Below are 17,221 nucleotides of genomic sequence, written 5' to 3' on the forward strand. Positions count from 1 at the left end.
GATACAGCCGAGCGGGTGACGTACTGCACGCTCGGCGTGATCCGGTGAGGTGAATATCCGGTCGGCTGCCTGGCGCGGTCGGGTCGGGGCCGGCGGTGGCTGAGGTCAGACGGTGTAGCGGACGTACCGGCTGCCCTTGAAGAGGTAGACGTCGCTTCTGCTCCCCGGTACGGCACACGCCGCCTGGATGGAGTGAGCGAATTCGGTGTCGGCCAGCCGCGGCCAGGAGTCGCTGATCCTCCGGATGCCTCCGTATTTGAGACTGTTGTCGTCCAGGTCGTAGCGCACGAAGTGGTCGCCTTTGAACAGGTAGACGTCGCTCCGGCTGCCGGGTACGGCGCAGGCGGCGTCGAGGCCGCTGGTGAAGGAGGTGCCGCGCAGGCCGGACCAGGAGTCGCTGATCCTTCGGGTGCCCCCGTACTTGAGCGTCTCGTCGTCCAGGTCGTAGCGCACGAAGTGGTCGCCTTTGAACAGGTAGACGTCGCTCCGGCTGCCGGGTACGGCGCAGCCGGCGTCGAGGCCGCTGGTGAAGTAGGCGGGCAGGCCGGTCCAGGAGTTCCTGATGCTTCTGATGCCGCCGTAGCGCATCTCCTCCGTGGAGGTGCTGTAGCGCACGAACTGGTCGCCCTTGAACAGGTAGACATCGGCGTCGTGGCCGGGGACCGCGCAGGCGGCGTCGAGGTCGCTGGTGAAGGTGGTGCCCATCAGGCCGCTCCAGTGGATGGAGATCGGCTTGAAGCTGCCCTCGGGCGGGGGGCCGGGGGGCGCGGCGCCGGTGTACTTGACCCAGAGGGAGAAGTGGCCCATGCCCTCGGAGCTGGCGTTGAAGGTCAGCTTCATCCGCCGCTCCGGGCTGTAGTACAGGGCCTTGAGGTCGTCGCGGCTGAAGGCGAACCCGCGGGTGAGGACGTGGTCGTCCTTGTTGCGCATCTCTTCCCAGAACGAGCTGACCAGGTCCAGCGCCAGCATCATGTGCCCCATGAGGTCGGGGGAGGGGACGAAGCTGGTGATGTAGTCGGCGGGCTTGAGCGTGTCGACCGCGTCGCTGAGCGCCTTCCCTAGGGCGGTGTACCAGGCGGCGCTGGACTGGTCGGCCTCCCAGCAGGTGATCAGCATCGCTCCCAGCGAGCCGGCGAAGGAGGCGTCGAAGAAGGCCTGCCCGTCGCTTCCGCCGTCGATCGAGTAGTGGCGGCCGGCAGTGACCGACCCGGTCTCCAGCGTGCGGGTGGTGTGCTGGTAGTCGACCGTGTTGCAGCCGGCCGTCCAGTAGATCTCGTCCCGGCTGCCCCCCTGGTCGCCGACCGCCTCATGGCAGTAGAAGCCGTCCCACTCCAGGCGGGCCCGGAACGGCGTCAGCGCCGCGGTCTCCGCCCCGCCTGCCTGCCCGGCCTCCGCGCTGGTGAACCCGGCACCGTTGAACGCCGTCAGGCCGTAACCGGCCGCCGCGGCGGCCTCCATGAATTCCTCACTGTCGACGCCCTCACCGGCCAGCACCCGGTTGCGGTTGACCCACGCCACGTTCGGCTCGCTCATCGCCAGCTCCCCGAGCCGGCCCACCTGCCGAGCGATCTCCTCCGGGCTGAACGGCTCGTCGAAACTGCGCGCCGCGACCGCCCGGGGCACCACCGCCAGCGTGCCCGCCTCGCGGTGCTCGCGGTACAGCCGCCCGACAGCGTGCAGCTCCTCCTCCCCCAGCACCTGCGCCAGCGGGGCGAGCAGCCGCTTCTCCCACCCGGTCAGCTCCAGTCCCAGATCCGCACGCGCCGCGGTGTGCAGCCACAACCCCGTACCCAGCCGCACCTCCCGATCACGAATCTGCCGCACCCGCCGACCGTTCCCGCTCGTCCCGGACAGCCACCCGCTCACCCGCCCCAGCCGCTCCTCACGGGTGAGCGGGTCCTTCCGCCCGGCCGTCGTCCCGACATCGCTCTGTCCGTCCACTGCAACCGCCTCTCTTCGCACCAACCGAACACTTCCAGTACTCGCATAGTCACGCAAAGTGAACAGCGTGTCGGCTCGGCAGGGCGCTGGCCGATCGGCTGCACAAGCCCCGCGCACATCCGCCTGCGCGCCCCGGACAGCGGAGCTGCGGCCTGGCAGCAGGCCCTCACGGTCAGCTGCTCATAACCACACGGCATGAGACTCGTTGCATGAAGCATGGAGACATTCACCGTCAAGATCGGTACGGACAAGGGCAATCTCGCGTTTGATCCGCAGAAGCTCACCGCCGCTCCCGGCGACACCATCGAGTGGGTGTGCAACAAGGTGGCCCCGCACAACGTCGTCTTCGAAGCCTCCGGCGCTCTCACGGAGGACCTGGCCCGCTCGCTCAGTCGCCCCAAGATGATGCTCAGCCCGGGCCAGAAGCAGACGACCGTGATCCCTCTCGACACCCCTCCGGGCGAGTACCGCTTCCACTGCGCTCCCCACCGCGGCGCCGGCGAGAGGGGCACACTCACCATCCACGGCTGAGGTGTGCTGTCGTTTGTGCATGAGCGCGCGAGACTGCACTGGCACACCCGAACGGACGACCTAAATACGTCCTGACAAGGTGTTTCGTGCGTTCCTGGGAAGGACTCCACACCATCTCAACCCGAGGAGAGTCATGACCGACGATGACAAGAAGCGGGATAACGGGGCCGCCGAGGAGCTCGGAGGAAAGATCAAGCGCGGCGTGGGGAAGCTGATCGGCTCCGAAGCAGGCCAGAACGAGATCGTCCACACCGCCGACCAGCTCTCCGAGGAGGATCGCAAGAAGCGGGAAGAGGGCAAGTTCGACTAGTCGTAGATCATTGGACAGCCTGGTGGATAGCGCGGCCGGGCTCGCGCCGTCGGGCGCTTCCATGCTTTTGAAAGGCATCTACGCTGCCCCGGCCCCGGCCCCTGCCACGAGGTACTGGGGCCCTCTTACACAACGAACGGCCCAACAGGTCGATGTGCCGCCCGTCACTCCTCGGCTTCGTCGTCCACGACCGCATCCGGGTCCCGCAGCGGGCGCAGGCCCTTGCCGGGACCGCTGGCGGTGATGTTGAACAGGTAGCGGCCCAGGAAGTTGATGTGCCGGTCCTTGAGCGGGGAGAGGCGGGCGACGTCCTCGTCCTTGATGCCGTGGCCCTCGGCGCGGAGCTGGGCGACGGCGGCGTCGAGGTAGCGGGTGTTCCACAGGACGACGGCGTTGAGGACCAGGCCGAGGGCGGCGAGCTGGTCCTCCTGGCCCTCGCGGTACGCCTGGCGGATCTGGCCGCGGCCACCGTGGCAGATCGCACGGGCCAGGCGGTGGCGGGACTCCTGCACGGTCAGCTGCCGGTTCATCAGCCGACGGTAGGTGTCGTCGACCGGGTCGACCAGCGCGAGCAGGTGCATGGTCTTGTCGATCCGGCCGTACTCGGCGAACGCGGCGCCGAGCGGGGTCGGGTGGCCCTCGCGGCCGAACATCCGCAACAGGTCGTAGGCCCGGACCTGGTTGGTGATGAGCGATCCGGCGACGCGGAGCATGTCCGGCCAGTGCGTGGCGATCCGCTTCAGGTTCACCTTGTTGCAGGCGACGGCCTCCAGCGGCCCATACCCGGCCGCCGGCGTCTGGCCGTCGGGCAGGTCGGCCCGCCAGAACCTCTGGTCCGCCAGGTCGCGGAAGCGCGGAGCGAAGCGGAAGCCGAGCATCTTGTACAGGCCGAAGGCCATGTCGGAGTACGAGGCGTTGTCGGTCGCGACCATCTCCGGCTTCACCCCGCCGTCGAGGTTCAGCAGGGTGTCGAGCGTGTAGAGGCTGTCGCGCGGGGTGCCGCGTACGACCATCGCGCCGATCCCCGCAACCTGGTCATTGACGGCATTCAGCCAGGTCACGCCCCGTTTGTAGCCGTAGTACTTGGGCGAGGGGCCGGTGTTGATGCTCTTCACGGGGACGACGAAGCGCAGGCCGTCGACGGAGGCGAGCAGCCCGCCGCCCCACATCTGGGCCAGCTCGATGCGGGACTGGGCGGTGATGAGGGCGGCGTTCGCCGCGGCGATGGTGTCGGCGCGCAGGTAGTTCTGGTCGACGTGGGACAGCCGCGAGCGGGTCAGCGCCTTGATCGTAGGGTCGATGACTGGGGTGAAGCCGATGTTGCAGCTCTGAGCCACCAGCAGCGCGACCAGGGAGACGAGCAGGCCCTCCATGCGGGTGCGCCGCTCGGAGACATGCCCGAAGGCGTCGAGGAACGAAGTCCAGGAGTGGACCTCGAACAGCAGCTCCGGCAGGTCGATCCTCGGGAGCATCGCCTCCGTGGTGGCCTTGAGCCAGGTCAGCGACTCCGGCTCGCCCACCGCGCCGAGCTTGTCCACCGACAGGCGGGCGCGCCCCCCGCCCTCGGGGACGACGATCTCCACCTTCGCGTCGGCGCCGGCCTCCGACAAGCGGTCGGCCATCTGCCGCCACGCCGCGTCCAGCCCCCGGGCGAGCTGGGCCAGGTGCTCCTCGGCATCCTCGGTCAGGGACAGGCCCGCCAGCACGTCCGCGCGCATCGCCTCCCACTGCGGCCCGTCCAGCAGCCGGGCGCGCGGGTCCGCCCACCGGTTCGACGGGGCAGCGAACACATCGCGCCGGTTCAGGGCGCGGTGCAACTGCTCCAGCACGCACACCACATACGCGTCGCGGTCGACCGCGCCCTGCGGCAGCTTCGTGTTGGAGAAGACCGCGCGCTTCCACATCGCCGGCACCAGCTCGGCCTCGACCTCGCGGGGCAGCAGCGGCCGGCCCTTGACCCGGCGCCGGGCCAGCGCGGGCAGGCGCCGCACGGCCTTGAGGATGCGCCGCCCGGCCGGCGCCGCGTCCAGCGCGTCCGACTCGCCCAGCAGGGAGAGGAAGGGGCGCACGGTGTTGTAGCGCAGGGCCAGCTTCTCGCGCATCGCGGCTTCGGCCGAGCCGTCGTCCTCGGGCACCAGGGCCTCGACAGTCGCAACCGCCCCGGCCACCGCCGTACGCGGCACGGCCTCCTCGACCGCCGCCCACAGCGCGGCGACGTCCAGGTCCGCCTCATGCTCGGCGACCAGGTCCAACTCCTCGGTGAGGATCTTCGACGCCTTCGCCAAAATCCGGGCCGCCTTCTCCAGCTGCGGCAGCAACGCCAGACGCTCCCGGTCCGACGCCCGCCGGGCCGGGCTGATCAGCCGGTTCGCCATCAGCACCGCGAACAGGTCGAGGGCGTCGTCGACCGCCTGCGCCTCCAGCTGCCGCACCACCGCCGTCAGCAGCGCGGTCCGCCGCGGCTCCGGCGCCCGCTCGATCGTCTGCGCCTTGCTCAGCTGCCCATACCGGGCCAGCGCGGACAGCCGGTTCACCGGCACCCGCGACAGGTTCACCCGCCCCAGCGCGAACGCGGAGATCTCCTCCACCCGTTCCATCGCCCGCACCATCGCCGTGCCCGTCGACTTCACCGGCGGCGTACGCAGCCGCTCCAGCTCCGAGACCCGCCTGCCCTCCGGCACCACCAGCAGCCCGGCCAGCGCCGGCGCGAGCGCCGCATCCGCCCGGACCGTCGCCCGGGCCACCGCCTCGTACAGGCGCCGCTCTGCCGCCGTACGGGCCTCGGAGACCTGCCGGGCCAGCACCGAGACACCCGGCAGCAGCACCCGGTTCTTCCGCAGCCACGTCACCGCGTGGTTGAACAGCGCCACCGGCCCCTCGGCGTGCGTCCACGCCCGCCCGTACAGGAAGCCGCGGAACTCCCGTCCCCACTTCCGGTCGGTGAAGTCGCGGTACGTAAACCGCCGCTGGATCTCGTCCGCGTGCTCGTACACCGTCGAGCGCCGCTCGGCGTAGCGCTTCACGCACGAGGCATCCGCGATCCCGAGCTGCCCGGCCAGGTACTCCACGACCTCCCACGGCACCGCGAGCGGGTCCTCGCCCAGGAACCGGCCGACGTAGCGGACCGTGCAGATCTGCACCGCCATGCCCAGCCGGTGCGCGTCCGTACGACGCAGCGCGATCAGATCACGGTCGTCATCGTCGAGGAAGAAGAACCGCTCCAGCTCCGGGCGCGTGGGCACCTCGCTGAACGACCCGTACGCCTCGGCCTGCTCATCAGTCAGAAACTCCACCGGCACGAGCCGGACCGTAGCCAGCGCCGGCACCCGCTCGACGATCTTTCCTCGAACCTCAGCGAGGCCACGGAACGGTGTGCTAGCCGACCAAGATCAATCTCACTGGGATTTCCTGTACGTCAACTACTCACACCCGGATACCCCAGGGGGTCAACCCTTGTGCTAGGGGGCCCGCCAGATGTCTCCCGCGTGCATCGCTCGCCTTGGCGCCCGCTCCCTCTGGTGCGACGGACCGTGTCGCTCCGTGTCGGGTGACCGCCTCGGCGTACCCCGAAGTTTAGAGGAGCGCGACGATAGGCCGCAACGCTTACTCTTTTACAGGAGCGGTACCACACCGGTAACCCGGCTGCAAGACGTGTTATAACGATCTAACCCCTACGTTTACAGCGGCGACGCTCATACGCTTGTGCTGACGCGACGTAATTGACTATTTGAGCTAGGAGCTGATCGTGGAGAACTTCGCGGACTTTTCTCAGCCGTATGAGGACCCGGAAATGTCGCAGCGCCTTGCGGCTGCGCAGGCAAAAGCTCGCGCCGGCGGGGCCCGGAGTGCTGCCGTGCGCAACCGCTTCATCGCCAGGGGCGGGCCGGAGGAGGACGCTCCGCCGTTGGCGAGACTTCTACGCGGTGGGGGCGGCAAGGGCGGCGCGGCCCGCTTGAAGCTGTACCTGTCCATGCTCTGGCTGTCGCGCAATGAGGACGCTCCACGGTTTGACTACCCCGCGCACCAGTGGGCCCGGCTGCTGGGGTTCGACAAGCCGGATGCCGCCGGGGCCCGGCGTATTCAGCAGGCTCTGCGCTGGCTGGACGAGCAGGCGTTTGTCCGCCTGCAGCACCGCCAGGGGGCCCCGTCTGCCGTCCATCTGCTCAGTGATGCCGGTACCGGGCGCCCCTACGAGGCCCCTGGCCCCGCCATGAAGCGCCTGTCCCGAGCGCAGAAGCAAGAACACTTCTACGTTCAACTGCCCGCCGGCCTGTGGACCCAGGGGTGGGTGATGGAACTGTCCGGCGCCGCGATCGCCATGTACCTGGTGGTGCTGCACGAGAAGCGCGGCGAGGAGAAGACCGTGTGGCTGTCCCCCCGGATCGGACAGGAGCGCTACGACCTGAGTGATGAGACCCGCCGCAAGGGTCTCAACGAGCTGGCGGACCACCGCCTGGTCTCGGTGCGGCGCCGTCCCGTTCACCAAGGCCTGTTCGAGGATCACTTCCGGAGCCGCAACGTCTACGACCTCAACCCGGAGGACCTGGACCGCTACGAGCCGGGACAAGCGCGTCCAGCCTGGGCATGACGGAGCCTCCCTGACGGCTGCTTGGACTGCACGGTGGATGTCCCACCCTGAGGTGTGGTGGTCCGACTTTCCGCGCACGGGAGTGAACCAGCCGTCGACCGCACCCGCTGCCCGCCCAGTCCCGCTACGAAGATCCCGACCACGTTGGATCTTCGAAAGGGACGCTCGTGCGTATCCTCGCCGCTCTCGCCACCGCCACGGCCGCGCTCACCGCTCTGATCACCCCTGCCCACGCCGACGGCCCGCTGGGCGAGGCGGGCGGCACGCTCGCGATGCCGCTGAGTGAGGCGGTGAAGGTTCTGCCCGCGGCCGAGGAGACGCGCGAGGGCTACCAGCGCACCTCGTTCAGGCACTGGACGGACGCCGACAGGGACGGGTGCTCCACCCGGGCGGAGGTGCTGAAGGCCGAGGCGTTCATCGCCCCCCTCCAGGGCGCGCGCTGCACCCTGTCGGACGGCGAGTGGTTCAGCCCGTACGACGGCGTCTACGTGACCTCCCCGTCCGGCCTGGACATCGACCACATGGTGCCGCTCGCCGAAGCGTGGGACTCCGGGGCCGGGCAGTGGTCGGCCAAGGAACGCGAGGCATACGCCAACGACCTCGGCGACGAGCGCTCCCTGATCGCGGTGACCGCCCGCTCGAACCGGTCCAAGGCCGACCAGGACCCGGCGACGTGGCTCCCGCCGCACGCGGCGTACCGGTGCCAGTACCTCGCCGACTGGGTGGCGGTGAAGATGCGCTGGCAGCTCACGGTGGACGACGCCGAGCGCCAGGCGCTCACCGAGGGCACGCAGGAGTGCCTGAACGAGCCGGTGAAGGTGACGTTCGCCCGGTAGCCGTCGCGTCAGTCCGCCGGGCCGGGCTCGAAGACGGGGACGTCGGCGGGCGACAGGTCCACGCGCGTGCGGTGCCAGCGCGCCGGGTGGCGCCACCGGCCGCCGGCGTCCCGGGCGACGTCGACACCCACCTCCACCACCAGCTTTGGCTGCACCAGCGTGACCTGCAGCTTCTCCCGCGAACCCCAGCCGGCGGAGAACGACCAGCCCGTCCAGGGATGCCCGGCCGCGGCGGGGGTCAGGAGCGCGGCGACGTCCCGGGCCGCCGCCTGCGGGAGGGTGGTGCTGCGCCCGACGTAGCGCAGCCGCCCGCCTGTGTCGTACCGGCCCAGCAGCAGCGTGCGCGGCGCGGCCGCGGAGCCGGTGTAGGCGCCGACGACGGCGTCCTCGGTCTCGCGCACCTTGTACTTGCGCCAGCCGCGCACGGCAGGGGCGTAGGCGTCCTGGAGCCTTTTGTAGACCACGCCTTCGAGGCCGACCGCAGTCCAGCCGGACAGCCATTCCCGCACGGTGTCCGGATCGGTGGTCGACGGGCACAGCGCCCACGGTGCGGTCAGCTGGTGCTCGGCGAACAAGCCTTCCAGGGCTGCCCTGCGGCGCCGGTAGGGCCAGCTGGTTGTGTCAGTGGCCTCATGACGCAACAGGTCGAAGGCGACGAAGTGGGCGGGCCACTCCTGCGCCGCCCGCACCGCGCGGCCGCCGCGCCGCCGCAACCGGCTCTGGAGCCGCTCGAAGGCCAGCCGTCCGCCGTCCCACACCACCAGCTCCCCATCCAGCGCCGTGGCGTCCGGCAGCTGCCCGGCGCCGGAGCGCACCTCGGGGAAGTAGGGGACGAGGTCCGTGCCTTTGCGGGAGACCAGCACCAAGCGCCCGGCATCCAGGGACAAAAGTGCCCGCCAGCCGTCCCACTTCACCTCAGCAGCCCACCCCGGCAGCAGGGCGGAATCGGCCACGGGGGCGGCGAGCATCGGCTCCGGCAGGCTCCACATGGATCAGACCTTCCACAAAGACGGTCCGGCCTCCCTCTACATGGTCCGGCAAAGCGCTCCAGCAGCGGCCCGCCCGGTGACCTCGCCACGCAGGGCCCGCAGCAGCCGCGACGGAAGCTAAGTCGGCGGCAAGGGTCGTGTGACGACACCGAAGGAACTGAGGGATTCGTCCGGTTACCACTGACGACATGTCGTGTGAGGTAACCGAAGGAGCTGGGGGATTCGTCCGGTTACCACTGACGACATGTCGCTGGGGGTACAGGCCAGGAACTGTCGGATAAGCCGCCCCTGGCGGCTGGTCGTCGGTCACGACTGCTCCGGCCAGGTCGTCACCACGGTGTTGGTCTCCTCGTCGACCAGCGTGATGCGCGCGCCTGGCCGGCCGCGCTCCCCAACCCACTCCGTGAACTTGCGCAAGGCCACCGCCTGGTCCGCCCACCAGCCATGCTGAACCGGGCGGCCGCCGATAAGCAGGGTGAGGTAGTAGCGGCCGGGGCTCATGTCAGCCGGATCCCGCGCTTGCGTCCGCGCTCGCGTCGGATCGCGCCCTTCGTCTCCAGCTCGACGAGGTGGTAGTGGACGCTGGCGCGGCTGCTCAGCCCGACAGCTTCGCCGATCTCCGTCACCAGCGGCGCCTCGCCCTGGTCGGTGATGGACTGGCGGATGACGCGCAGGATGCGCTCCTGGAGTGGGGTGAGGTGCTCGACCTTGTGCCTGGCCATGCCGCCAGTAGAAACCTTGTTCGAATTTTGGTGCAAGCTGGAGATGTGACCAATCTGCCGCCCGACCTGCCCAGACTCCTCGTCCTGGAGACTTGGCTCGCCCTCGCGCTGGCGGACGTACGCAGGGCGATCGCCGCGGCCGAGCAGCGCGAGGCCGAGCGGCAGCGCGGCATCCAGGCCCGGCCCGAGCCGCCCGCCTGGCTGCTGGAGATGGGCCTCAACCGGGCCGCCCCACCCGTGCACGTCCACGTCGGCGACTGCTGGGATACGGGTGGGCGCTCGCGGGGGATCAGCCGCGAGGAAGCGCTGCAGGCTCTTACGGACGGCACGCCCGCCTGCACCCACTGCCGGCCGGACACGGCCCTCGGCTATCTCGACGGGTGACAGCGACGATCGCCGCGCGGCGGGCGATCCGGGGCGCGTGGCGCCCGCCGCACCTCACGCGCTGCGCGGCCGCCGCCCGGAGGCCTTCTTGGCAGGCTGCTTCTTCTCGGTCGTCTTCCTCGCCGGTGCCTTCTTCGCTGTCTTCTTCGGCGGCAGCTCGTGCACGTCTGCCGGGGATCCGGTCTCGCCGCGGGAGGCCTTCGCCTTCTGCACGGACTCCTGCAGCGCGGACATCAAGTCCAGCACGGCGCCCGGCTGCTCCGGCTCCGGTGCCGCGGGCGGTGCGCGGTGCTCGCGTTTGGCGTCGATGATTTCCTCGAGTGCGTCGGTGTATGTGTCGCGGAACCCGCCCTCGGCGAGGTCGTCGATGGCCATGGTGTCCATCAGTGCGAGCGCGCCGTCGATCTCCTCGTCGGTGACCTCCACCGGCGGTGGATACAGCTCGGAGGGATCACGGATTTCGTCGGGCCAGCGCATCGCGTGCAAAACGATCACGTCGTCGCGTACCCGGAGCAGGCCGAGCCGTTCGCGTCCCGACCAGGCGTATTTCGCGACGGCGACCTTCGCGGAGCGGCCCAGGGCCTGGGCGAGGAGTTTGTAGGGCTTGGCTGCGACCGGCTGTGCCGGCGCGAGGTAGTAGCCCTCGCCGATCTGGATGGGATCGACGCTGTCCAGCGGCACGAACGCGACGATCTCGATCGCGCGGGCGGTCGGCAGCGGAAGGTTGTGCAGTTCCTCGTCAGAGATCGGGATGACCTGCGTCTTGGTCAGTTCGAAGCCCTTGCCGATCTCCGTGCTGGCGACCTCGCGGTCCTCGATCTCGCAGAACTTGCGCACCCGCACTCGGCCGCCGTCCTCACGGTGGTACTGATGGAACCGCACGGAGTGGTCTTCCGTCGCGGACTGCACGTTGATGGGCACGCTGACCAGGCCGAACGAGATGGCGCCGCTCCAGATGCTCCGGGGCATGAAGGACCTCCGCGGTAGCCCCGAGCAGCTCCAGGCTATGACCGCCACGCTGCCGGTGCACCACACCGTGCGCAGCGTCCGCCCCGGCGCGAGGCTGGCGCCATGGCCACCGACCACCCTGTCGTCCTGTCCCCGCCCGGCGGGGACGGCGGCCGCCGCGTCCGCATCGACGGCCATTACATCGGCATCGCCTACAGCCTTCTGGACGTGGTCGCCTTCCTTCAGGAGGCCGGGCTGCAGGACTGGGGCGAGATGGACGTCGTCCGGTCTTCGCTGATCGACTGGCGGGGCATCGGCCCGGAGGTCTGGCCGGGCTGAGCTGGGATTCGCCTGGTTCTTGCACCTGAGGGGGCGAGTAAGGAAGGCGAGTGCCCGATTAACTCCCACCGATCGGATCAGATGCCGGGTGCTAAGACGGGCCAGCCGATTGCGTCTCCTAGGGGTTAGAGGGCAGCCAGATCAGGGGCAGGGTGACGGTCGCACGAGCGGGAGTGCTTACGGCAACGAGGAGCCCTCCGGGAGCTGGGCCACTCGCCGGGTCGAAGGACACCGTGCCGCCGGAGAAAGTCGCATCGTCGAAGGACACCGTGCCGTCGGAGAACGTCGAACGGTTGAAGGACACCGTGCTGCCAGAGAACGCTGTGTGGCCGAAGTACACCGTGCCTTCGGAGAACGTCGCGTCTCTGAAGTGCGCAGTGCCGCCGCAGAACGTCGCGTCGCTGAAGAGCACCCAGCCGCCGGAGAACGTCGCGTAGCTGAAGTGCACAGTGCCGCCGGAGAACGTCGCGTCGCTGAAGTCCACCTTGCCGCCGGAGAACGTCGCGCCGTTAAAAGCCACCGTGCCGTCGGAGAACGTTGCGCCGTCGAAGTGCACCCAGCTGCCGGAGAACGTTGCGCTGCCAAAAATCACCTCGCTGCCGGAGAACGTGGCGCTGACGAAGGACACCGTGCCGTCGGAGAACGTTGCGCCGTCGAAGGACACCGCGCCGTCGGAGAACGTCGCATCGTCGAAGGACACCGTGCCGTCGGAGAACGTCGCGTTGCTGAAGTCCATGTCGCCGTCGATGGTGACGCCGGTGAGGTCGAGGTCGCAGCCCTGCCAGGAGCGGTAGGTGCCCTTGGGACGTCGGTAGTGGTCGCCGATGAGGCGCAGGATGGTGTGGCGGACTTTTCGGAGGGCGAGGTATCGGTGGTGTTCCTCCTGGTGGGCGGAGTCGTCACCGGGGTCGGGGGTGAAGGGGAGCTGGAGGTAGGCGCACAGGACGTCGATGCACGTCTGGCGCAGGCTGTCGTCGGGGGCGTCGTCGGCGAGGCCGGCCAGAGCGTGGACGCCGCCGAGGCGGACGGCGGGGGAGTCGTCACCGAGCTGGGAGACGGCGGTGGTGAAGCGTTCGGTGTGCAGGCGGGTGGCGTCGCGGTGGGCGCCGGCCTCGTCCACGCGCTGGCGGCGGTAGGCGACGACCAGTGCGACGAGCGCACCGGCCCCGGCGACCACTCCGAAGGAGAGCTTCACGAGGTCGAACAGCGTGCTGGGGTCGAGTTTCGCGGTGCTGTCGATCTCCCGGACGTCCAGCAGGACGACCAGGGTGTAGAAGACGCTGCCCGCTGCCAGGACTGCGGCAGCGAAGGTGGCCGTCAGGGCTCGGCCGACCTTCCACAGTCGTAACTCCCGGTCGTCCGAGGCGGAACGCGGCCGCCGCATAGCTGTCATGAGGATGAAGACCATCCACGCCGATTCACGGTTGCGGTGCGTTCCACTGGCAGGACGTCGGCCTGGACACGACCCCGTTGAGCGCATCGCCGCCCTTCGACGCGACCATGCGGTCCGCGAAGCGCACTCTGGTGAGCAGGGGCCCCTGTTCCAGGAGGTGCGCGATGGCCTACCACGAAGCGAAACCATGGAGAGACCCCGGACGCAAGCAACGGCCCGCGCGTCACGCCGCGCTGGGCGCTCTGCTCTCCGTCGCGGTGTTCGTCGTCCTCGCCGTGATCGAGATCCAGGCCGCCCTGATCTTCGCCGGACTCGCCCTGCTGACGCTGCTGCTCCTGCTCATCGGTGCCCACACAGGCAGGCGCCGCGACCCGTAACCGGGCCGCAGTGTCAGTGGTCCCGACGATGATGACCCCATGACCATCACCATGCAGAATTACGCACTGACCTGGACCGACAGTAACGGCACCAAGCGGGCCTCGGCGGTCGCCTACGACGAGCCGAGCGCCGAGCGACGACGGCTGGAACTGGCGACCGCTGGGGCGAGCGGCATCGCCGTCGTGCCCGTCGCTGTGGGACAGCTGCCCGCCATATCGAAGTGACCCTGGGCAGTCAGTGCGCGGGCAGCCGCGGCCGCCCGGGGTGGTAGCGGCCCCCTCGACGTCCCAGCCCTCGGTGATCCGGGTGCGCAGGCTGGCTGTCCCCGGGCCTTCGGGCCGCTGGCCAGGCCGGACGGGCAGGCCGAGCAGTGGCCTTCCAGTTACCCGAAGTGGGCGTGGCAGGCCGACGATGCCGGGTTCGGCAACGCCGTCGGCCTGACGGCACAGGTCTCGCATCTGTTGCAGCGCCAGCACGGGGCCCAGCTGCCGGAGACAGCAGCAACAGGGAAGCCCGGGGGTCGCATCATCGCCAACGTGCCGAACATGCCTGAACACCTCGCTGATACCTGTCAGGCACGGTCTCCCAGATCCACATGACCTACATGCCTGACGGTCAATGCGGACCCGAGACAACGTCAGTGGCCGCCGCAGGGGCGTACGCGGGCACGCGGCTGCCCGGGGGGCATGTGGTGTTCCGGCCAGTTGGCTGGCGGGGGAGGTAGTGCGCGGGGTGGCTAGGGGTGGCGCGGGATGGCGAGCATATGACCGACAAACGTGACTCCGATCACAGCACGATGCGTGGGTGCAGGTCACACGCTCCGTCACATCTGGATGCTGGCGCTCCGTGCAGAACGCGTGTCCCAGAGTTAACTCCCGGGGTCCTGGCTTTCGGTGGGAGGGATGAGGGCCTCGGTCTTCCCCCCGGGCGGCAACTGTGCGGCGCGGGGGCCTAGTTGAACTGAAGGAGGGTCTGTGGGGCTTCAATGGGCCTGGTACGCGCTGGCAGTGGTCGGCGCCTACCGGATGACCGTGGTCGGCTTCGACGCCGTTGTACGGCGCACCGTCCGCACTGCCTCGCTGGCTCGCGACGAGCACCACCTGCGTGCACGCGTACCCGCACCCAACGCTGCTGCCGCACACCTTGCGCAGCCGGCCATCTCGTCCAGGGGACTCCCGATCGACCCGGGACCCGTCACTGCCCCCATTGAACTGGAGCAACAGTGAACCCTGACGAGCAGTCCGACGTGATCGAGCCGGCCGACCTGCCGTCCGACTTCGAGGTGTTCTTCACCCGCTACCACCGCGAGTTCCTGCGGATCGCCGCCGCCCGGCTGCGTGACCCGCGCGACGCGGACGAGGCCCTCATGGACGCCGCACTTGTGATGTACCGGAAGTGGCCGCGCATCCTCGCCCACGCCAACCCCATCGCGCTGGCCCACCGGATCCTGAGCGACGCGATCACCGACTTCTACCGCCGCCGAGCCCGCACCGCCGGACGCGAGGTCACCTACGGCGAGTTCAGCTACGCAGACGTGCCCACCATGCGTGACCCGCGGCGGGGCGGCGGCCGCCGCCGACGCGGCCGCACCACCCAGCCCGCCCGCCCAGCTCGCGCCTCCCACCGGTGCACCCGCGCCAAGCCACCCGGCCAGCACCCGGCCGCGCACGCGCCGCGGGGTGCGCCGTCGCCCCACACCCATTCTCACCACGGACCCGACCACCACCCCGACCGCCGTCATCGACCACGTCCGCAGACTGTGCGAGACGGTCCTGCGCTCCAACGACATCGACTCCCTCGCCGCGTTCGCCGCCGACTACGACCAAACCGGCGCCCGCACGTTCGCCTGCCTGCTCTACACCCTCGACCGCCGCGAAAGCGCCCTGTACTGGTGGCGCTTCGCCGCCGGCGCCGGCGACGCCCTCGCCGCGCATCTCCTCGCGGCCCACCACGCCGCCGTCGGGCAGCCACCGGACGCCCGCGTCTGGCGCGCCATGGCCCGTCTGCTGGGGTTCAGGCGAGAACGCCATCTGCCGCAGCCAGTCCGCTCCGCCACCCACCTCGCCGAAGGATTCGCCCGCGCCGTTCCCTGGGGCTCCGAGCTCGGCGCCTTCATCGCCACCGACCACCTGCCCAGAGAACTCCTCGCCCGCTGACCCTGCGCCGCTGCTGCCGGCCGGGCAGCAGCGGCACGGCCGCACCGTGCCTCGGCTGTCCCGTGTCAGCGAAGGTTGATTCATTGCCACCGAAGTTTGACTGCCAGCGAGGGTTGATAAGCCGCCGTATATTCCAAGGTGGGCTGGTCATCGCTCGATCGGCGTCTTGATCAAAGGACAGGAGACGGGGGCACCAGCCCACTGTCGTCCACCGGGACGGAGGGCATGGGGTCCGACGCGGCCCGGTCCACCACTGCGAGTGAAGGAAGCGGACCGCCCTAGACGACCTTCACGCAGGTCTGCGGAATCTGCCCGCCCCTGACGTAGTACCAGTCGACGCCGCCGCGGCCGCACATGGTGTACAGGGTCTGCCCGCGGTACGTCGTGCGGTTATGCGTCATGAGGCATGAGCGCAGCCGGTCACCGCGCCGCACGCGGTACTGCACGGGGCTGCTGGGGCTGGCCGAGACCGCGTTGCCACGAGGCTTACGCACGGCCGCGGTCTTGCCGGTGACCTGGAGCGTCACGCACCGGGCGGCGGCGGGATGCGCGTCGGCATGACCACCAAGGGCCAACGTGGTGGCTGTCACCGCGGATGCCAGGAGCACCTGGAGGAGTCGTCGTTTCATGATCGGCTCAACCGCGGTGCCCGGTCCGCGTCACGGCGACGTCGGCGAGGCCACACCATCGAGCGGCGTCCACAACCGGCTAGTTGTTGCTACGCTGCCGCACGGCAAGGCGCGTACTGCCTCCCGCCGCTTGCTCCCACGCAGCAAGCGATGTGCGGGTGAAGGTCCCACAGGGCCCGCGTCCCCGTAGAGTCGACGAACGCATCGAGCACCCGGGGCGGGCAGGAGCGTGGGCACAGCCCGCCGGAATCCGAGATCACGATGCCGAAGCGCCAGGCCCGTGCCGCCAAGCTCGCCCGCCAGATCCAGGCCGTCTCTGGCCTGTCCTACACCGACTGCCTGAAGCTGTGCGAGCGCCCTGACAGCACCTGGAGTGCGCTCGCCAGCGAGCTGCGCACGGCTGGCCTGACAGGCCCGGCCGACAACCTGCAGAGCGTCGCGGCCGTCGCCGCCGAGGCCGGATCCTGGTACGAGGCCGGAGGGCACGTTCAGGGCCTGTTCTTCGACACCGAGGACTACAAGCAGGGCGAGCGCGTGTACCGCGCGTGCGGGGTCGCTGCTGAGAGAGCTCTGAACCGGGCGGGGTTCGAGACCCACTCCTTCGACATCGAAGCCGAGGCTTACCACTGCGCGTACCTCGCCCTCCTCCGAGCTGGCACGCTCACCGACGGCCGGGACCTCGCCCGCGTTGCACTGGACGTTCTCGACGACGACCCCCTGTACTGCTCGGACATCGTCCGCTCCCGGGGACGCGCCCCGTTCACCTACCGGACAGCCGCACCGCTGCACGGCCCGGACACACCCGCGGCCGCAGCCGCGCGTCGCGCTGCTCGGGCCATGGCCACGGCCGCCCGCGTACCGTTCGACCGTGACGAGGAGTGGCACGAGGCGGCCGAGTACATGGTGGAAGCCGTCTGGTACGCCTGCCTGGCCGCCGGATTTCCCCCGCTGTACAAGCACCCCGAGCACCGCGACTTCTTCAAGGGCCACATGGGGGGCGTGCTGCCTTCAGAGTGACGAGCTGACCCCGGGCGCCTCAGTCGTACGTGCGGCGCCCGGGGCCGTGACGCCGCCGGT

General features: G+C 69.7%; 18 protein-coding genes. 10 read left to right on the forward strand and 8 right to left on the reverse strand.

The genetic code is table 11. The annotated features are described in order from the left end of the window. Positions 1 to 105: 105 nt before the first annotated feature. Positions 106 to 1,941, reverse strand: coding sequence for a hemopexin repeat-containing protein (locus tag ACIGXJ_RS35765; RefSeq protein WP_399654657.1), 1,836 nt, complete (start codon positions 1,939 to 1,941; stop codon positions 106 to 108). A gap of 216 nt (positions 1,942 to 2,157) precedes the next feature. Here ACIGXJ_RS35765 and petE point away from each other — a divergent pair, with 216 nt between their 5' ends. Both petE and ACIGXJ_RS35775 read left to right on the forward strand, forming a co-directional pair. Continuing rightward, positions 2,158 to 2,472 carry a plastocyanin gene (petE, locus tag ACIGXJ_RS35770; protein ID WP_399654660.1) on the forward strand — a complete coding sequence of 105 codons (315 nt, stop codon included), beginning with the start codon at positions 2,158 to 2,160 and terminating at the stop codon, positions 2,470 to 2,472. Positions 2,473 to 2,605: 133 nt separating this feature from the next. Further along, complete coding sequence (locus tag ACIGXJ_RS35775; protein ID WP_399654662.1) at positions 2,606 to 2,782, forward strand: hypothetical protein; 177 nt, start codon at positions 2,606 to 2,608, stop codon at positions 2,780 to 2,782. Positions 2,783 to 2,946: 164 nt separating this feature from the next. On the opposite strand, the gene ACIGXJ_RS35780 is transcribed toward ACIGXJ_RS35775, so the two are convergent. Then, a complete protein-coding gene (locus tag ACIGXJ_RS35780; protein WP_399654665.1) occupies positions 2,947 to 6,081 on the reverse strand; it encodes a Tn3 family transposase in 3,135 nt (1,044 codons plus the stop codon). A 446-nt stretch (positions 6,082 to 6,527) separates the two neighbouring features. Between ACIGXJ_RS35780 and ACIGXJ_RS35785 the strand changes: the two genes are divergently transcribed. Both ACIGXJ_RS35785 and ACIGXJ_RS35790 read left to right on the forward strand, forming a co-directional pair. After that, on the forward strand, positions 6,528 to 7,370 hold the full coding sequence (locus ACIGXJ_RS35785; RefSeq protein WP_399654667.1) for a hypothetical protein: 843 nt from the start codon (positions 6,528 to 6,530) through the stop codon (positions 7,368 to 7,370). Between the two features lie 167 nt (positions 7,371 to 7,537). Beyond that, the gene (locus tag ACIGXJ_RS35790; RefSeq protein ID WP_399654670.1) at positions 7,538 to 8,206 is read left to right on the forward strand and encodes an HNH endonuclease family protein; all 669 of its coding nucleotides are present in this window, start codon (positions 7,538 to 7,540) and stop codon (positions 8,204 to 8,206) included. An 8-nt stretch (positions 8,207 to 8,214) separates the two neighbouring features. On the opposite strand, the gene ACIGXJ_RS35795 is transcribed toward ACIGXJ_RS35790, so the two are convergent. From ACIGXJ_RS35795 to ACIGXJ_RS35805, 3 genes are all read right to left on the reverse strand, one after another. After that, a complete protein-coding gene (locus tag ACIGXJ_RS35795; protein WP_399654673.1) occupies positions 8,215 to 9,195 on the reverse strand; it encodes an ATP-dependent DNA ligase in 981 nt (326 codons plus the stop codon). Between the two features lie 306 nt (positions 9,196 to 9,501). Next, positions 9,502 to 9,696 (reverse strand): hypothetical protein, encoded by a 195-nt coding sequence (locus ACIGXJ_RS35800; RefSeq protein WP_399654675.1) that lies wholly within the window; start codon positions 9,694 to 9,696, stop codon positions 9,502 to 9,504. Next, positions 9,693 to 9,917, reverse strand: a complete 225-nt coding sequence (locus ACIGXJ_RS35805; protein WP_399654678.1) for a LexA family protein — start codon at positions 9,915 to 9,917, stop codon at positions 9,693 to 9,695. The genes ACIGXJ_RS35800 and ACIGXJ_RS35805 overlap by 4 nt, the downstream gene beginning before the upstream one ends. 45 nt (positions 9,918 to 9,962) lie before the next feature. Here ACIGXJ_RS35805 and ACIGXJ_RS35810 point away from each other — a divergent pair, with 45 nt between their 5' ends. After that, on the forward strand, positions 9,963 to 10,301 hold the full coding sequence (locus ACIGXJ_RS35810) for a DUF6233 domain-containing protein (RefSeq protein ID WP_399654681.1): 339 nt from the start codon (positions 9,963 to 9,965) through the stop codon (positions 10,299 to 10,301). 54 nt (positions 10,302 to 10,355) lie between these two features. On the opposite strand, the gene ACIGXJ_RS35815 is transcribed toward ACIGXJ_RS35810, so the two are convergent. Then, positions 10,356 to 11,270, reverse strand: coding sequence for a Ku protein (locus ACIGXJ_RS35815; RefSeq protein ID WP_399654683.1), 915 nt, complete (start codon positions 11,268 to 11,270; stop codon positions 10,356 to 10,358). 102 nt (positions 11,271 to 11,372) lie between these two features. Here ACIGXJ_RS35815 and ACIGXJ_RS35820 point away from each other — a divergent pair, with 102 nt between their 5' ends. Next, positions 11,373 to 11,588 carry a hypothetical protein gene (locus ACIGXJ_RS35820; RefSeq protein ID WP_399654686.1) on the forward strand — a complete coding sequence of 72 codons (216 nt, stop codon included), beginning with the start codon at positions 11,373 to 11,375 and terminating at the stop codon, positions 11,586 to 11,588. Positions 11,589 to 11,706: 118 nt separating this feature from the next. On the opposite strand, the gene ACIGXJ_RS35825 is transcribed toward ACIGXJ_RS35820, so the two are convergent. Then, on the reverse strand, positions 11,707 to 12,981 hold the full coding sequence (locus ACIGXJ_RS35825; protein ID WP_399654689.1) for a pentapeptide repeat-containing protein: 1,275 nt from the start codon (positions 12,979 to 12,981) through the stop codon (positions 11,707 to 11,709). Positions 12,982 to 13,145: 164 nt separating this feature from the next. Between ACIGXJ_RS35825 and ACIGXJ_RS35830 the strand changes: the two genes are divergently transcribed. The 3 genes from ACIGXJ_RS35830 to ACIGXJ_RS35840 all read left to right on the forward strand — a co-directional run bounded on the left by ACIGXJ_RS35830 (position 13,146) and on the right by ACIGXJ_RS35840 (position 15,515). Further along, entirely contained in the window at positions 13,146 to 13,358 is a 213-nt protein-coding gene (locus ACIGXJ_RS35830; protein WP_399654692.1) for a hypothetical protein, read from the forward strand. 39 nt (positions 13,359 to 13,397) lie between these two features. After that, complete coding sequence (locus ACIGXJ_RS35835) at positions 13,398 to 13,583, forward strand: hypothetical protein (RefSeq protein WP_399654695.1); 186 nt, start codon at positions 13,398 to 13,400, stop codon at positions 13,581 to 13,583. A 1,323-nt stretch (positions 13,584 to 14,906) separates the two neighbouring features. Then, the gene (locus ACIGXJ_RS35840) at positions 14,907 to 15,515 is read left to right on the forward strand and encodes a hypothetical protein (RefSeq protein WP_399654697.1); all 609 of its coding nucleotides are present in this window, start codon (positions 14,907 to 14,909) and stop codon (positions 15,513 to 15,515) included. A gap of 278 nt (positions 15,516 to 15,793) precedes the next feature. Here ACIGXJ_RS35840 and ACIGXJ_RS35845 read toward each other — a convergent pair whose 3' ends face one another. Continuing rightward, positions 15,794 to 16,144 carry a hypothetical protein gene (locus ACIGXJ_RS35845; RefSeq protein WP_399654699.1) on the reverse strand — a complete coding sequence of 117 codons (351 nt, stop codon included), beginning with the start codon at positions 16,142 to 16,144 and terminating at the stop codon, positions 15,794 to 15,796. A 261-nt stretch (positions 16,145 to 16,405) separates the two neighbouring features. Between ACIGXJ_RS35845 and ACIGXJ_RS35850 the strand changes: the two genes are divergently transcribed. Next, on the forward strand, positions 16,406 to 17,161 hold the full coding sequence (locus ACIGXJ_RS35850) for a hypothetical protein (protein WP_399654701.1): 756 nt from the start codon (positions 16,406 to 16,408) through the stop codon (positions 17,159 to 17,161). Positions 17,162 to 17,221: the final 60 nt, after the last annotated feature.

The sequence above is a fragment of the Streptomyces sp. NPDC053367 genome (genome assembly GCF_044545925.1).
Taxonomy (GTDB): domain Bacteria; phylum Actinomycetota; class Actinomycetes; order Streptomycetales; family Streptomycetaceae; genus Streptomyces.

Coding starts and splice junctions, on each gene's coding strand:
- ACIGXJ_RS35775 (WP_399654662.1), top strand. CDS start 2,606: ATGACCGACGATGACAAGAAGCGGGATAACGGGGCCGCCGAGGAGCTC.
- ACIGXJ_RS35815 (WP_399654683.1), bottom strand. CDS start 11,270: ATGCCCCGGAGCATCTGGAGCGGCGCCATCTCGTTCGGCCTGGTCAGC.
- ACIGXJ_RS35845 (WP_399654699.1), bottom strand. CDS start 16,144: ATGAAACGACGACTCCTCCAGGTGCTCCTGGCATCCGCGGTGACAGCC.
- ACIGXJ_RS35800 (WP_399654675.1), bottom strand. CDS start 9,696: ATGAGCCCCGGCCGCTACTACCTCACCCTGCTTATCGGCGGCCGCCCG.
- ACIGXJ_RS35795 (WP_399654673.1), bottom strand. CDS start 9,195: ATGTGGAGCCTGCCGGAGCCGATGCTCGCCGCCCCCGTGGCCGATTCC.
- ACIGXJ_RS35805 (WP_399654678.1), bottom strand. CDS start 9,917: ATGGCCAGGCACAAGGTCGAGCACCTCACCCCACTCCAGGAGCGCATC.
- ACIGXJ_RS35835 (WP_399654695.1), top strand. CDS start 13,398: ATGACCATCACCATGCAGAATTACGCACTGACCTGGACCGACAGTAAC.
- ACIGXJ_RS35850 (WP_399654701.1), top strand. CDS start 16,406: ATGCCGAAGCGCCAGGCCCGTGCCGCCAAGCTCGCCCGCCAGATCCAG.
- ACIGXJ_RS35820 (WP_399654686.1), top strand. CDS start 11,373: ATGGCCACCGACCACCCTGTCGTCCTGTCCCCGCCCGGCGGGGACGGC.
- ACIGXJ_RS35830 (WP_399654692.1), top strand. CDS start 13,146: ATGGCCTACCACGAAGCGAAACCATGGAGAGACCCCGGACGCAAGCAA.
- petE (WP_399654660.1), top strand. CDS start 2,158: ATGGAGACATTCACCGTCAAGATCGGTACGGACAAGGGCAATCTCGCG.
- ACIGXJ_RS35825 (WP_399654689.1), bottom strand. CDS start 12,981: ATGACAGCTATGCGGCGGCCGCGTTCCGCCTCGGACGACCGGGAGTTA.